The 15,052-nt window shown below is 71.3% G+C and carries 14 protein-coding genes; 3 read left to right on the top strand and 11 right to left on the bottom strand.

Annotated features, from left to right (window positions below):
• Nucleotides 1–40 precede the first annotated feature (40 nt).
• Nucleotides 41–430, bottom strand: coding sequence for a hypothetical protein (locus ACFY3L_RS06100; RefSeq protein ID WP_389319260.1), 390 nt, complete (start codon nt 428–430; stop codon nt 41–43).
• 74 nt (nt 431–504) lie between these two features.
• Entirely contained in the window at nt 505–1,092 is a 588-nt protein-coding gene (locus ACFY3L_RS06095) for a DUF4245 family protein (protein ID WP_389319258.1), read from the bottom strand.
• Nucleotides 1,093–1,216: 124 nt separating this feature from the next.
• Between ACFY3L_RS06095 and glpX the strand changes: the two genes are divergently transcribed.
• Nucleotides 1,217–2,245: a class II fructose-bisphosphatase gene (gene glpX, locus ACFY3L_RS06090; RefSeq protein WP_389319256.1), complete on the top strand. Its 1,029-nt coding sequence runs from the start codon at nt 1,217–1,219 to the stop codon at nt 2,243–2,245.
• A gap of 18 nt (nt 2,246–2,263) precedes the next feature.
• Here the strand turns inward: glpX and ACFY3L_RS06085 are convergent, their stop codons facing one another.
• Nucleotides 2,264–3,169, bottom strand: a complete 906-nt coding sequence (locus ACFY3L_RS06085; RefSeq protein WP_389319254.1) for an NAD-dependent epimerase — start codon at nt 3,167–3,169, stop codon at nt 2,264–2,266.
• 111 nt (nt 3,170–3,280) lie between these two features.
• On the opposite strand from ACFY3L_RS06085, the gene ACFY3L_RS06080 reads away from it, so the two are divergent.
• A complete protein-coding gene (locus ACFY3L_RS06080; protein WP_389319252.1) occupies nt 3,281–3,982 on the top strand; it encodes a TetR/AcrR family transcriptional regulator in 702 nt (233 codons plus the stop codon).
• Here the strand turns inward: ACFY3L_RS06080 and ACFY3L_RS06075 are convergent.
• From ACFY3L_RS06075 to ACFY3L_RS06040, 8 genes are all read right to left on the bottom strand, one after another.
• Nucleotides 3,979–5,490 (bottom strand): ATP-binding protein, encoded by a 1,512-nt coding sequence (locus ACFY3L_RS06075; protein ID WP_389319250.1) that lies wholly within the window; start codon nt 5,488–5,490, stop codon nt 3,979–3,981. The genes ACFY3L_RS06080 and ACFY3L_RS06075 overlap by 4 nt on opposite strands.
• A complete protein-coding gene (locus tag ACFY3L_RS06070; RefSeq protein ID WP_344503782.1) occupies nt 5,487–5,915 on the bottom strand; it encodes a response regulator in 429 nt (142 codons plus the stop codon). The genes ACFY3L_RS06075 and ACFY3L_RS06070 overlap by 4 nt, the downstream gene beginning before the upstream one ends.
• Nucleotides 5,912–8,425 (bottom strand): PAS domain S-box protein, encoded by a 2,514-nt coding sequence (locus tag ACFY3L_RS06065; protein ID WP_389319248.1) that lies wholly within the window; start codon nt 8,423–8,425, stop codon nt 5,912–5,914. Before ACFY3L_RS06065 ends, ACFY3L_RS06070 begins: the two co-directional genes overlap by 4 nt.
• A gap of 45 nt (nt 8,426–8,470) precedes the next feature.
• Complete coding sequence (locus ACFY3L_RS06060; RefSeq protein WP_389319246.1) at nt 8,471–9,439, bottom strand: NAD(P)/FAD-dependent oxidoreductase; 969 nt, start codon at nt 9,437–9,439, stop codon at nt 8,471–8,473.
• Between the two features lie 228 nt (nt 9,440–9,667).
• The gene (locus tag ACFY3L_RS06055) at nt 9,668–10,321 is read right to left on the bottom strand and encodes a rhomboid family intramembrane serine protease (protein WP_389319244.1); all 654 of its coding nucleotides are present in this window, start codon (nt 10,319–10,321) and stop codon (nt 9,668–9,670) included.
• Between the two features lie 26 nt (nt 10,322–10,347).
• A complete protein-coding gene (locus ACFY3L_RS06050) occupies nt 10,348–11,031 on the bottom strand; it encodes a lytic transglycosylase domain-containing protein (protein ID WP_389319242.1) in 684 nt (227 codons plus the stop codon).
• 3 nt (nt 11,032–11,034) lie between these two features.
• Nucleotides 11,035–11,685, bottom strand: a complete 651-nt coding sequence (locus ACFY3L_RS06045; RefSeq protein ID WP_389319241.1) for a lytic transglycosylase domain-containing protein — start codon at nt 11,683–11,685, stop codon at nt 11,035–11,037.
• 228 nt (nt 11,686–11,913) lie between these two features.
• Complete coding sequence (locus ACFY3L_RS06040; RefSeq protein ID WP_389321050.1) at nt 11,914–13,218, bottom strand: PhoH family protein; 1,305 nt, start codon at nt 13,216–13,218, stop codon at nt 11,914–11,916.
• A 416-nt stretch (nt 13,219–13,634) separates the two neighbouring features.
• Between ACFY3L_RS06040 and otsB the strand changes: the two genes are divergently transcribed.
• Nucleotides 13,635–14,438, top strand: coding sequence for a trehalose-phosphatase (gene otsB, locus ACFY3L_RS06035; protein WP_389319239.1), 804 nt, complete (start codon nt 13,635–13,637; stop codon nt 14,436–14,438).
• The last annotated feature ends 614 nt before the right edge of the window (nt 14,439–15,052 follow it).

Below are 15,052 nucleotides of genomic sequence, written 5' to 3'. Positions count from 1 at the left end.
TTCGGGATCACGAGAAGCCTGCTGGATCGTGGCGGTGGGGTCAGCGGGCGGTGGCGATGACGCTGATGGGTGGGTCGCCGTGGGTGTAGAGGGTGTCGACGACTCGCTGGAGGGCGGGGTTGGCTCGGACGCGGTCGTACGCGCGGAGCTTGATCCGGTCGCGGTCGAAGTCGATGCGCTCCTTGTCGTTCGGCTGGTAGCGCACCCAGGTCTCCTCGCCGATCATCGGGCCCGCGGTGCCGCGGAGCTTGACCTTGATCGAGGCCAGGAACGGGGCCGCGTCGTCGGGGAAGACCTGGACGCGGACGGTGTAGCTCGCCGACCGGGTATGGCCCTGCTGGTCGACGCTCTGCAGGCCGAAGTCCACGTGGGCGATCTCGCCACGTGCGCTGACTGCCTTGGCGCCGGGTTTCCGGCCGAATCCGAACATGCCGGGGACGGTATCCCCCGGGCCCCCACCTCCGCGATCATGTGCCCGACACTGCGGGCAGCAGAGAACGACCGTCAGCGGAGGGAGGAGGCCAGGCGTTGGAGCTGGGAGTCGGTGGCGCGGCCGAAGACGATGACGGTGCGGGTGGGGGCGGACTGGATGAGGGCGCGCTCGCCCGGGCGGGCGTCGTCGTGGCGCTGCCAGTCGGTGCCGTTGATCGAGACCGGGGCGCCGGCGACCCCCGCGGGGCCGATGATCGCGGGGATGAGGGTGGCGGCGGGCTGGGCGCTCTGGACGACCTGCATGGCGCCGTCGGAGGGGGCGGTCACGCCCAGGCGCAGGATGCCGTCGGAGTAGGTGGCCGAGGCGATCCGCCAGCCCTGTGGCAGGTCGGTGGGGCGCAAAGGGGTGAACTGGCCGGCGCGCTCGACCGAGCCGTACACCTCGGTGGTGTCGACGGCCGGCGGGTCCTCGTGGCCGAGGAAGCGGTAGAAGCCGACCAGCAGGAAGACCGGCACCAGCAGGACCAGCATCGACAGCGCCATGTCGCGCGGCCGGCGGCCGGCACGCTCCGAAGCGGCGGAAGGCGACGAACCAGCAGAAGCCGACGAAGAGCCAGAGGGTGCGGGAGCAGCGGTTTCCACACCACCATCGTGAACCATCGGATGGAAGTTGCCACAACCGCCCGGCCAGGAGCGACGCGGAACACGCCGGCCTGCCACGATTGAGAGTGGCCCGCCCGCCCACGCAACGCCGCGCGAGGAGAGCACACACATGAGTCGTGAGATGGATCGGAATCTGGCCCTCGACCTGGTACGAGTCACGGAGGCCGCGGCCATGGCCGCCGGACGGTGGGTCGGACGGGGGGACAAGAACGGCGGCGACGGTGCGGCCGTCGACGCGATGCGCCTGCTGATCAACTCGGTGCCGATGCAGGGCGTCGTGGTGATCGGCGAGGGTGAGAAGGACAACGCGCCGATGCTGTACAACGGCGAGCGGGTCGGGGACGGGACGGGCCCCGAGGTGGACGTGGCGGTCGACCCGGTCGACGGCACGACGCTGATGAGCAAGGGGATGCCCAACGCGGTGGCGGTGCTGGCCGTCGCGGAGCGCGGGGCGATGTTCGACCCGAGCGCCGTGTTCTACATGGAGAAGCTGGCGGTCGGGCCGGACTACGCGGACGTGATCAACATCGACGCCGGCGTCGAGGAGAACCTGCGACGCATCGCCCGGGTGAAGCGGGCCGGCGTGGACGAGGTCACGGTCTGCATCCTGGACCGGCCCCGGCACCAGCAGCTGATCGAGAAGGTGCGACGGACCGGGGCCCGGATCCGGTTCATCTCCGACGGGGACATCGCGGGGGCGATCAGCGCCGCCCGCGAGGGTGCGGAGACCGACGTGCTGATGGGCATCGGCGGCACGCCCGAGGGCATCGTCGCCGCGGTGGCCCTGAAGTGCATGGGTGGCGCGATCCAGGCCAAGCTGTGGCCCCAGGACGACGCCGAGCGGGAGAAGGCCGTCGCCGCCGGCCACGATCTCGGTCGCGTGCTGCACACCGACGACCTGGTCAGCGGCGACAACATGTTCTTCTGCGCGACCGGGGTGACCAGCGGCGATCTGCTCAAGGGCGTCCGCTACCGGCGGGGCGGGGCGGAGACGCAGTCGATCGTGATGCGGTCCCGGTCGGGCACGATCAGGGTGATCGACTCGTTCCACCGCCTGGAGAAGCTGCGGGCCTACTCGCTCGTCGACTTCGACGGGATCCTGCCGCCCCTGGCGATCGAGCCCGAGGGCGCGCTACCCAGCACCGGCTGACGAGGGGCCGAGGGCGCGCTACCCAGCAGTGACTGGCGAGAGGCCGAGCACCGACCGGACGGCCTCGTCGACCGGCGTGTGCGTCAGGCCGAACGTCGCGGTGACCCGGGAGGAGTCCATGACGAACGGCCTGACGTGCTGGTGGCGCACCTCGCGGAACTCCTTGGCGAACTTGTCGGTCAGCCCGGCGGCCCACACGGCGGCCGCCGGGTAGGAGCGCAGGCGCGGGGCGGGCAGGCCGCCGAGGCGGGCCACGGTGTTCAGCAGTGACCGGCCCGTCATCGGCGGCGGCGAGGGCACGTGCCACGCCTTGCCCCACGCCCGCTCGTCGGTCGCGAGCGAGATGAGCGTGTCGGCGACGTCGCCGATGTACGTGTAGCTGTGCGGCACGTCCAGTGCGCCGGGCAGCCACGCGGTCGTCCCGGCCCGCATCGCCGGCAGCGCCATCTCGATGATCGACGAGGTGGGGCTGATGTAGTCCGACGCGCGGGCCTCGAACGTACGGATGCCGGCGCCCAGCGCGTCGCGCCACATCGCCACCCGCACGCGACCCTTGCGACCCGTCGCCGCGAGCGGCGTGTCCTCGGTCATCGGACCGGTGACGGGCCCGTAGCCGTACAGGTTGCCGGTGATCGCGAGGACGGCGTCGCCGGCGGCCGCGGCCCGGATCAGCGCGTCGTTGATCGGCGGCCAGTCGGTCGTCCAGGCGTGGTACTGCGGGTTGACGCAGTTGTAGATGACGGTGGCGCCGGCGGTGATCCGGCGCAGGGCGGCCGCGTCGGCGGCGTCCGCGGCGACCCGTTCGATCAGCGGGTGGGCGGGCCCGCCGCCGGAGCGGCTGACGATCTTGACCGGCTCACCGAACTCCGCGAGCCGCGCCGCGATGATCGAGCCGACGGCGCCGGCACCGACGATGACCTGCATGACTGCCTCCCCTGACGACGATTGCAAGAGCACTGCTCTCTCAGTAGAGCATGTGTCGTTCAACAAAACAAGAGCAGTGCTCTCTCAAAAGAGCATGAGACTATGGACGGCATGAAGGCGACGAGTATCAGGGCGCGGGTCCGTGCGGAGATGACCGAGGAGATCAAGGCGATCGCCCGGCGGCACCTGGCCACCGACGGGGCCAACCTGTCGCTGCGCGCCGTGGCCCGCGACCTCGGCGTGGTCTCGTCGGCGATCTACCGGTACTTCGCCAGCCGGGACGACCTGCTGACCGCGCTGATCCTCGACGCGTACAACTCCCTCGGGCAGACCGTCGAGGACCGGGAGCGCGCGGTCGGCCGCGACGACCTCACCGGCCGCTGGATGGCGGTCTGCGACGCGGTGCGCGGGTGGGCGCTGGAGCGTCCGCACGAGTACGCGCTGATCTACGGCAGTCCAGTGCCCGGGTACCAGGCGCCCACGGACACCGTCGCCGCGGCGACCAGGGCGGTCACCGTGCTGGGCACGATCATCCAGGATGCCGCGGTGGCCCGGCGGCTGCCACCCGGGCCGCGGGAGCCCGTCCCTGACGCGGTCGCGGCCGATGTACGGCGGGCCGGCGCAATGATCGCCCCGGACGTGCCCGACGCCGTGACGGCCCGCGCGCTCTCCGCCTGGGTCACGCTCTTCGGCCTGGTCAGCTTCGAGGTGTTCGGCCAGCTCAACAACGTCGTCGAGCACCGCGGCGAGTTCTTCGAGCACCAGATGCGGGCGCAGGCCAGGTTCGTGGGGCTCGAGTTCACCGAGATCTAGGGCGTCGGGATGCCGAAGCCGACGGTGGTCCCGCCGCCCTCGATGGACTCCAGCGCGATCCATCCGCCGTGCGCCTCGACGATCGCCTTGCTGATCGCCAGGCCCAGGCCGCTGCCCTTGATCGCCCGTTTCTGCGCTTCGGCGGTACGGAAGAAGCGGGTGAACAGCATGCTCTGCTCGTGCTCGGGGATGCCGACTCCGGTGTCCCGGATCCAGACGACGACCTCGCCGTCGCGCTCACGGCCGGTCACGGTGATCGCACCACCCGCGTCGGAGAACTTGACCGCGTTGGTGAGCAGGTTGAGCACGACGCGTTCGAGCTGCTCGCCGTCGCCCTGCACGACCGGGATGTGCTCGTCGACGTCGAGGGTGACGCCGAGGCCGGCCGCCTCGACGGAGGGCCGGATCGCCTCATACGCGGCGTCGATGATCTGCCGCATCTGCACCGGGCCGACGCTGAGCGTGAGCGTGCCGGACTCGATGCGGGAGAAGGTCAGCAGGTCCTCGATGAGGTCGAGGAGGCGGCGGCCGTTGCGGTCGATGATGCCGACGATCTTGCGCTCGGTCGCGCCGAGCGAGCTGGCGTGCGCGTCGGCGAGGATCTCGGTGTAGCCGCGGATGCTGGTCAACGGCGTGCGCAGCTCGTGGGAGACGGTCGCGACGAACTCGCTCTTGAGCCGGTCGAGCTCCTGCAGGTCGCTGTTGGTGCGGGCGAGCTTCGCCGCCTGCCGCTGCAGGGCCTCCTCGGCGCGGCGGCGGTCGGTGACGTCGGCGATCTGGTGCACCACGCGGTGCGCGCCGTGGTGGTCCCCGCCGCGGGCGCTGCCGCCCGAGCCGATGAGCGACGCCGAATACTGCCCCCACAGCGGCGCGCCGTCGGAGCGGCACAGCCGCAGCTCCTTGCTGACCTTCTCGGCCTCGCCGGCGACGAGGCGCTTCATCTTCTCCGCGACGATCGGCCGGTCCTCCTCGGCGACCATGTCCAGCAGCAGCTGCGAGGGCTGGAGCCCGGTCATGCGGGCCAGCTCCTGGTTGACCTCCAGCACGTAGCCGTCGAGGTCGGTGACGGCCATGCCGACCGGGGCGTGGTCGAACGCGGCACGGAACGTCTCCTCCGCGCGGCGCTGGTCGGCGAGGAGCCGCTGCTGCGACAGGGCGTGCTGCACGGCCGAGCCGAGCCGGCTGAGCCGGTCCTTGAGCAGGTAGTCGACGGCACCGTGGCGCAGCGCGTCCACGCACGACTCCTCGCTCATCGCGCCGCTGACCACGATCGCGGGGATGTCGTAGCCGCCGGCACGCAGCATGTGCAGCGCCTCCAGGGCGGTGAACTGCGGCAGCGAGTAGTCGGCGAGGATCACCTGCGGCAGGCCCTCGGGGTCCTCGAGCGCGGCCTGGAACTCCGCCCGGGACTCGACCCGCCGCCACGCGGGCGCGAAGCCGGCCCGCCGCAGCTCGTACACGAGCATCTCGGCGTCGTCGGGATTGTCCTCGAGGAGCAGGATCCTCATGAGTGCTGGTCGGTCAGGTTGAGCCCCAGCCAGTACAGGCCGATGCTGTTGACGGCGGACAGGAACTGCTCCATGTCGACGGGCTTGACGATGTAGCTGTTGGCGCCCAGCTCGTAGCAGGCGTGCAGGTCGCGGTCCTGCGCCGACGAGGTGAGCATGACGACCGGGATGTGGCGGGTGCGCGCGTCGGCCTTGACCCGGCGCAGCACGTCGATGCCGTCGACCAGCGGGAGCTTGATGTCCAGCAGCACGACCTGCGGCGGGTCCGCGGCGGCCCGCCCGAACAGGTAGTCGAGGGCCTCGGCGCCGTCGCGGGCGACGTCGACGTTGCGGGCGAACCTCCCCCGCTCGAAGGCCAGGCGGGCGAGCTCCAGGTCGTCGGGGTTGTCCTCGACGAGCAGGACCCTGTTCGACAGCGGTTTCATCCGCCCACCTCCAACAGCGTGTCTGCGTATGCCGGAAGGGTGAAGTAGAAGGTGGCGCCCTCGCCGGGCGCCGCGTCGGCCCAGATCTGGCCGCCGTGCCGCACCACGATGCGGTGGGTGAGCGCGAGCCCGATGCCGGTGCCCTCGTAGTCCTCGGCGCGGTGCAGGCGCTGGAAGACCTTGAACAGCTTGTCGGCGTAGCGCATGTCGAAGCCGGCGCCGTTGTCCTTCACGTAATACGTGGCGTCGCCGCCCGCGGTGACTCTATGGCCGATCTCGATCCGGGCCGGGGAGACCGCACGGGTGTACTTGACCGCGTTGCCGACCAGGTTGGCCACCACGTGCCGGATCAGCCGCGGGTCGCCCTTCGCGTCCGGCAGGTCCCCCACGATCAGGACGATGTCGCGGTCGCCGCGCTCGACGCTGAGCTCGTCCCAGACCTCGGCGACGAGCTGGTCGACCTGGACGCGGGCGCTCGCCATCTCCTGCCGCTGCAGCCGGGAGAACGCGAGCAGCCCGTCGATCAGCTCGCCCATCCGCTGCGCGCCGGCGCGGATGCGGTCCAGGTACCGGCGGCCCTGCTCGTCGAGCGCGTCGCCGTGGTCGAGGGCGAGCATCTTGGCGAAGCCGTCCACCGCCCGCAGCGGCGCCCGGAGGTCGTGGGACACGCTGTACGAGAAGGACTCCAGCTCCGCGTTGGCCTCGCGCAGGTCGGCGGTGCGCTCCGCGACCCGCTGCTCCAGCTCCGCGTTGAGCCGCTCGACGGCCCGCTCGGCCGTCTTGCGCTCGGTGACGTCCTGGCCGACCTTGACGAAGCCGCGGATCGAGCCGTCGGGGCCGCGCACTGCGGTCAGGGTGCCGTGCACCCAGTAGCGGCTGCCGTTGCGCCGCACCCGCGGGCCGTCGATCTCGACCCGGCCGTGCTCGGTCGCCTGGGCGATGATGCGCTGCGGCACACCCTCGGCGGCCTCCTCCGGCGTGAAGAACATCGCGTAGGGGTGGCCGATGACCTCGTCCTCGCGGTAACCCTTGATCCGCTCGGCATTGGCGGACCAGCTCACCACGGCCCCGTCGCGGCCCAGCAGGTAGATCGCGTAGTCGCGGGCGCCGTCCAGCAGCAGCTGCAGCAGCTCCTCGGAGGCGCGCACCTTCTCGTCGGCGTCGTGCAGGTCGGTGACGTCGCGCAGCACGGCGACCGCGCCGCCGTCGCCGTCCTGGTGGACCAGCGGCCGGGTCCGCACGTCGAGCCGGCGGCCCCGCACGATGATCTCCGCCTGCGCCTCGACGCGCCGCTTCACCAGGTGATCGAACCGGAACGGGGTGACGCCGTCGGTCTCGTACGCGTCGAGCAGCCGCGCCCACTCGGCCGGCGGGTGCCGCTCGACGTCGTCGCCGAGCAGTTCGCGGGCGGCCGGGTTGAGCCACACCGCGGGACCGTCGGCGCCGAGGAGCACGACACCGTCGCCGATCGTGTTCATCACCGCGGACAGCAGCGTCGCCTGGTGCCGCAGGTCCGCGGTGGCCTGGGTGACCCGGTCCTCGGCCCGGCGGCGCGAGGTCGCGAGGGTGTGGACGAGCACGGCGGTGACGACGGTGAGCGCCAGCCCGCTGAACACCATGCCCGCGTCGAGGTGGCCCTCGGCGCCCATCAGGGCCTCGCTGTCGGTGACGACCACCAGCCGCCACTGCTGGTCGGCGACCTGCACGATGACGCTGCGGCGCAGGTCGGGCCCGCCGACGTGCTGCCGCGAGATGCGGGCCATCGGCGCCCACGCGTTGCCCTCGATCGCGGACAGCGTCACGTCCACCAGCTCGCGGGACGGCTGGAGCATCGTGTCGGTGAAGAAGGCCTGCATCCGCACGGTCAGCTCGACGAACCCGCGCAGCTCGCCGGTGACCTGGTCCACGACCCGCTGCAGGAGCACCACCGACTGCTGCCGCTCCTGCTCCGGCAGGTCGGCGTCGCGCGGCAGCACGTACGGGCCGGAGACCGCCGGCAGCCCGATCCGCTGCGCCCGCTCCAGGGCCAGGGCCGCCTCCGGCGCCGTGGTGAGGTCCTGACCGACGCCGTCGCTCGCGTCCTGCGCCAGGTTGCGCTGCAGGACCGTGAAGTAGTGCCGACCGGCGTCGGTGGCCGGCCGCAGCGTCAGCCCGACCACGCCCTTGGCCCGCCAGGCGTCCTCGGCGGCCCGGACGTCGGAGTGCTGCACGGCGACGACGAACTCGGCGGACGCGGCTCCGGGCAGCCAGAGCCGGCCGAGCGGGGCGGTGACGGAGGTGAACGAGGTGGCGTCGACCGCCGGCAACGCCTCCAGGCCGCCGGCGACCAGCTGCACCGCGTCGACGTACCGCTGGGCGGTGGACGCCACCGCCTCCTGCGCGGCGGCGACCCGCCGGTCGAGGGTCTGGCCGGCGTTGTCCAGCTCGACGCGGTGCATCAGCAGGCCCGCCCCGCCGGAGACCAGCAGGCCGAGCAGCACCACCCCGAGGACCTGGAGACGGACGCCCACCACGCCTTCCAGATCGGCGGTGCGCTGCGGTTATTGAGAAGTTGCTCACCCGTTGTCGGACGAGTGTCCCGGGAAGAGGTGGGCGGCCGGGTCGATGATCACGGCGGCGTTGTTGACGGCGGTGGCGGCCTCCCCGAAGCCGACCGCGATGAGCCGGACCTTGCCCGGGTATTCGCTGATGTCGCCGGCGGCGAACACCCGGGGCAGGTTGGTGGCGGTGGTCGAGTCGACCTTGATGTGGCGCCTGTCCAGGTCGAGGCCCCAGTCGGCGAGGGGGCCGAGGTCGGCGGTGAAGCCCAGCGCGGCGACGACGGAGTCGGCGGGGAGGGTGCGCGGTGCCGCGCCGCGGACGGTGACGTCGACGCCCGTACACCTGGCATCTCCGAGAATCCGGGTGACCTCGGCGTTGACGATGATCTCGATCGGCAGCGCCTGCACGCGGGCGACGGTCGAGGCGTGCGCCCGGAACTTCTCGCGGCGGTGCACGAGCGTCACCGACCTGGCGATCGGCTCCAGGGCGAGGGCCCAGTCGAAGGCGGAGTCGCCGCCGCCGACGATGACGACGTCCTGCCCGGCCAGGTCCGCCAGGTGCGGCACGAAGAAGACCAGGCCGGTGCCGGTGAACCCGTCGGCCGCGGGCAGCGGGCGGGCCGTGAAGCTGCCCAGCCCTCCGGTGATGAGCACGGCGCCGCAGCGCAGGACGGTGCCGTCGGACAGCGTCAGCACGGGGCGGCCCTCGTCGTACGTGAGGCCATCGGCCCGCACGCCGAGCAGGTACCGGGGGTTGAACTGCCCGGCCTGCTCGACGAGGTTGGCGACCAGGTCGCGGCCGCGGATGCCGGGGAACCCCGCGACATCGAAGATCATCTTCTCTGGGTACATGGCCGTGACCTGGCCGCCGGGCTCCGGCAGCGCGTCGATCAGGGCGGTGCTGAGGCCCCGGAAGCCGGCGTAGTAGGCACCGAAGAGGCCGGCCGGTCCCGCACCGACGATGGCCAGGTCGACATCCCGCATAGGAGCCACGCTATGCGGCGCCGATGCCGACCGCCAGGGTTCGCCGAGGCTTGCCGTCCAGCGCCGGTGCCGATGCCGATGGCCGGGCCGCTGCGGCTTGCTATGCGGCGCCGGTGCCGACGGCCGAGGGCTGCCGCGGCTTGCTATGTGGCGTCGGCGCCGATGGCCGGGGCCGCCGCGGCTTGCTACGTGGCGCCGGTGCCGACGGTCGAAGGCCGCCGCGGCTTGCTATGTGGCGTCGGTGCCGATGGCGAGGGGGTCGTCGGAGCGGCGCGGCCGGCGGCGCCGGAAGATCACCGCGGCGACGAGGCCGCCGATGAACCCGCACAGGTGCCCCTGCCAGGACACCCCCTCCTCGCCGGGCAGGACACCGAAGAGCTGCCATCCGTACAGGAGCCCGATGAGGACACCGACGGCGATGTGCCACCAGCTGCGCTCGACCGCGCCCCGCATCAGGATCACGCCGAGATAGCCGAAGATGACGCCGCTGGCCCCGACGACGACGGTGTCCGGATCGCCGATGAACCACACCCCCACCCCCGCCACGATCGCGATGAAGGCGGTCGTGAGCAGGAAGCGGGTGGTGCCGGCGGCGAGGACGAACGTGCCGAGCAGGATCAGCGGGATGCTGTTGGCCAGGACGTGGGCGAAGCCGACGTGCAGGAACGGCGAGAAGACGATGCCGTCCAGGCCGTCGACGTGGTGCGGCTTGATGCCACCGTCCTGGTCGAGCCGCTCACCGGTGAGCCGGTCGAGGAATTCGACCGCGAACAGCACCGGCACGAACGCGCACATGGCGACGAAGGCTCGGCCGACGGAGGCGTAGAACGCCTCCGTGCCGAATCGGTTGGGATCGGACTGACTCGTGGCATCGACGGTCACGCCAATGTGGTAACAGGTTTCGCGCGCTAATACCAGCCGCTGGACTGACTGTGGGACCAGGCGGCGCACGGCGTCTTGTAGCGCCCCTTGATGTAGCCCAGGCCCCACTTGATCTGCGTCTCAGGGTTCCAGGACCAGTCGCTCGCGATCGAGCCCATCTTCGACGGCGGGAGCGCCTGGGCGATGCCGTAGGCGCCGGAGCTCTTGTTCCGCGCCGTCGTCGTCCAGTGGCTTTCCTTGTCCCAGAGCTTCTCCAGGCACGGCGACATCTGGTCGAACCCGAAGCCGGCCTGGAACACGAGCCCGCAGCCGCGCCACTTGTTGTCGCTCTTGCCCTTGTACACGTCGCAGGCGGCCGGGATCGGGTAGGTCGGCGGGCCCAGGGTGCGCGTGGTGGACCGGCTCGTCTCCTCCTCTTCCTTCTTCTTGCGCGCGGCGTCCTCGGCGGCCTTGGCCTGCGCGGCGGCCGCGGAGGCGGCGTCCTGCGCCTTGCTCTGGGCCTCCTGCGACGCCGGCGCGGCACTGGCGCTCGCACTCGTCTCGGAGGGCTCCGGAAGGGCGGCGCCGGCGGCGGTACTGACCGGCTCGGCCTTCTTACCGCTGTCCCAGGTGGCGATCACGACACCGGCCGCGAGGGCCGCGACCAGCGCGAGGGTGGCCAGGACACGGATCTTGCCGACCCGCTGCCACAGCAGCGTCAGGACGTCCATGGCCTAGTACCACCCCGAGCTCTGGCTGTGACCCCACGCGCCGCACGGCGTCTTGTACCGGGTCTTGATGTAGTTCAGCCCCCACTTGATCTGGGTGCCGGCGTCGGTCTTCCAGTTCGGGCCGTAGGCGGCCATCTTGTCGCCGGGGACGGCCTGCGGGATGCCGTGGGCGCCGCTGCCGTTGTTGTGGGCGGCCGGGTTCCAGCCGCTCTCGCGGGTCCACAGCTTGTCCAGGCACGGCATCTGGTCGAGGCCGTAGCCGGCGGCGACCATCAGCGTGCAGCCGGTGTTCCTGTGGCCGGAGTAGACACCGCACGACGCCGGGGCCGGGTAGGCCGGCGGGCCCGCGGAGCGGGTGTTGGACCGGCTCGCCTCTTCTTCCTTCTTCTTGCGCGCGGCGTCCTCGGCGGCCTTGGCCTGCGCGGCGGCCGCGGAAGCGGCGTCCTGCGCCTTGCTCTGCGCGTCCTGTGACGGCGCGGCGCTCGCACTCGTTTCCGACGGGGTCGGCAGGGCGGCGTTGGCGGCGGTGCTGACCGGCTCGGCCTTCTTACCGCTGTCCCAGTTGGCGATCACGACACCTGCGGCAAGGGCCGCGACGAGCGCGAGGACGGCCAGGGCGCGGATCTTGCCGATCCGCTGCCACAGCTGGATCACGAACGTATCCATTCGTCGGGGACAGGACGCGGCGCACGGCCCGGACGGCGATCCACGTGTTGCAGCGGACCTGCCCTCCGGGCCGATGACGCACCGTGAGCGCCTGATGCCTTCTTGCCTGGCGTCGCGCGCTCGTCCCCACCATCGCCTAGTGCGTTCGGGGGTGAGAACCCGAACAGTATCTTATGTGATCCTAATCACATGACAATTAGGACTCTTTTGCTCAAGTCACCGTTCGAACGGAAGGTCCTCCAGCAGGTCCGTGACAACCTCGGCGATCGGCGACCGCTCCGAACGGGTCAGGGTCACGTGCGCGAAGATCGGGTGCCCCTTCAGCGCCTCGATCACCGCGGCGATGCCGTCGTGCCGGCCGACCCGCAGGTTGTCACGCTGAGCGACGTCGTGCGTCAGCACCACCCGCGAGTTGCTGCCGATCCGGGAGAGCACGGTGAGCAGGACGCCACGTTCGAGCGACTGGGCCTCGTCGACGATCACGAACGCGTCGTGCAGGCTGCGACCGCGGATGTGGGTCAGCGGCAGGACCTCGAGCATCCCCCGGGCCGCCACCTCCTCCATCACGTTGTCGTGCACCAGCGAGCCGAGCGTGTCGAAGACCGCCTGCGCCCAGGGCGACATCTTCTCGGCGGCATCGCCGGGCAGGTAACCCAGCTCCTGGCCGCCGACCGCGTACAGCGGCCGGAAGACGATCACCTTCTTGTGCTTGCGCCGCTCCATGACCTGCTCGAGGCCCGCGCAGAGCGCGAGCGCGGACTTGCCGGTGCCGGCCCGCCCGCCCAGGGACACGATGCCGATCGACTCGTCCAGCAGCAGGTCCAGCGCGATGCGCTGCTCCGCCGAGCGCCCCCGCACGCCGAACGCCTCCCGGTCGCCCCGCACGAGCCGCACCGACTTGTCGGCGCAGACCCGGCCGAGCGCCGAGCCGTTCTGCGAGGTGAGCACCAGGCCCGTGTGCACCGGCAGGTCGCCGGCGCCGTCGAGGTCGATCGCCTCACCCGCGTAGAGCCGCTTCACCTCGTCCTCGGCGATGCCGAGCTCGACCATGCCCGTCCAGCTCTGGTTTGTCGCCGGACCCGGCTGGTACTCGTCCGCGGCCAGACCCACCGAGCCGGCCTTGACCCGCAGCGGCATGTCCTTGGTGACCAGCAGCACGTCCTTGCCCTCGGCGGCGAGCGCGAGCGCGACCGCGAGGATCCGTGCGTCGTCCGTGTCGGCCCGGAAGCCGGCCGGCAGCACGTTCTGGTTGGCGTGGTTCAGCTCGACCCGCAGGGTGCCGCCGGAGTCCGTCAGCGGCAGCGGAGCGTCCAGCCGGCCGTGCTTGGCCCGCAGGTCGTCCAGGAACCGCAGCGAACGCCGCGCGAAGTACCCGAGCTCGGGATGGTGCCGCTTGCCCTCCAATTCGGAGATGACGACCAGGGGCAGGACCACGTCATGCTCCCCGAAGCGCAGGAACGCGCCCGGGTCGGCCAGCAGCACGGACGTGTCCAGCACGAAGGTGCGCCTGCCCGCCTGCACCTGGGCCTGCTCCGGTGCCTGCTCCTGGGCCTTTTCCTGGGCTTTGTCCTGGGCCGTCTTCCTGGTGCGACGGACCGGCTTGACGACCTCCTGCGGTGCTTCCGCGGGCTGCGCCTTCGTGGCGCGGCCGCGTGGAGCGGGAGGGGTGGACTCAGAGGGACTGCGGCGAACGGTCACGGGATCTCCGGGGACGGGCACCTCGCCGCCCGCACTCGCGTCCTCCGACGCCCGCACGGGGTCGGGTGCTTGGCCCCGTGGCTTCACAGTGATCGCTCGGTCCGGGCCTCGGATGGCCGGGAAAACCCCAAGCCACAGCACAGACGCTAACCGCTGCAAGCAAAATCCACTAGATCGAGTCTTCGATTGCCCGCCTTGTGAGGTACGCCTGTCCGTGAAATCTTCAGTACGCTTGGCACATGGCGGTCTCTGACACTGCACGCTCCCACGCGTCGATCCTCCAGCTGACCGCGGAGCGGGCAGGGCACTGCGCCTTCTTCTTCGACTTCGACGGCACCCTCGCGCCCATCCAGGAGGACCCCGACACGGTCCACCCTGCCGACGGCATCGTCGAGGTCCTCGGCGAGCTCAACCGCCGCCTGGGCAAGGTCGTCATCGTCTCGGCCCGCCCGGCTGACTTCCTCCGCGAGCGCTTCGCCGCCCTGCCCGATGTCGCGGTCTTCGGCCTGTACGGGCTGGAGGTCCAACGCCCCGGCGGCCTGGTCGAGACCGACCCGTCCGCGGCCCCCTTCGTCCAGGTCATGAGCGACCTTGCCGACCGTGCCCGGGCGGAGCTGCCCGCCGGCACCCGGGTCGAGTACAAGCGCCTCTCCGTGGCCGTGCACTACCGCAACGCGCCCCACCTGGCCCCGGAGGTCGAGCAGTGGGGCAAGGAGCGCGCCAGCGAGCTCGGCCTGCGCCTCCAGGCGGGCCGCATGGTCGTCGAGCTGAAGCCTCCCGGCCAGCGCGACAAGGGCAGCGTCCTGCGCGAGGAGACCGAGGGGCACAGCTGCGCCTGGTACTTCGGCGACGACGTGGCCGACCTGCGCGCCTTCGACGCCCTCACCGCCCGCGAAGCGGCAGACCCCGACTTCGTCGGCGTGCGGGTCGCGGTGGCCAACGCCGAGAGCGGCCACGCCCTGATCGACGCCGCCGACATCCACGTCGACTCCCCCGAGGACGTCCCCGCCCTCCTCCGCTCTCTGCTCTCCCAGCTCCCCTGACCTCCCGCCGCGAGCAGGCCGCGACAAGACACCCATGATCCCGTGCGGTTCCGGTAGCCCTGACCACCACAACCATTCGGGATCACGAGAAGCCACCCCCGCCCGCCACGCATCCGGACAAATGCCGCGAGCCGCTGCCCCCTCGTCCATTGACGGTGGCACCCGAAGATCCAAGTCGCGAAACGGCCACCCGAACGACCACCACGCGACTTCGATCACCACCCGGACCGCCCGGTAGCCCTGACTACCAGAACCGCACGGGATCACGAGACGCCACACCCGCCCGCCACGCATCCGGACAAATGCCGCGAACCACTGCCCCTCATCCACTGACCGTGACACCCGAAGATCCAAGTCGCGAAACGGCCACCCGGACAGCCACCACGCGACTTCGATCACCACCTTGAACCGCCCCGACAGAACAGCGCCGCCAGAACCGCACGGGATCACAAGACGCCACACACCCACCGGCCGAACCAGCGAACAAATGCCGCGAACCACTGCCCCTCATCCACTGACCGTGGCACCCGAAGATCCAAGTCGCGAAACGGCTGCCCGGACGGCCACCACGCGACTTCGATCACCACCCCCGGGCCACTCGGAAGCCGGCCACT

The sequence above is a fragment of the Dactylosporangium sp. NPDC000521 genome, from assembly GCF_042898305.1.
Lineage (GTDB): Bacteria > Actinomycetota > Actinomycetes > Mycobacteriales > Micromonosporaceae > Dactylosporangium.
Note: the sequence above shows the minus strand (reverse complement) of the source record. Positions and strands in the feature narration are given on the sequence as shown.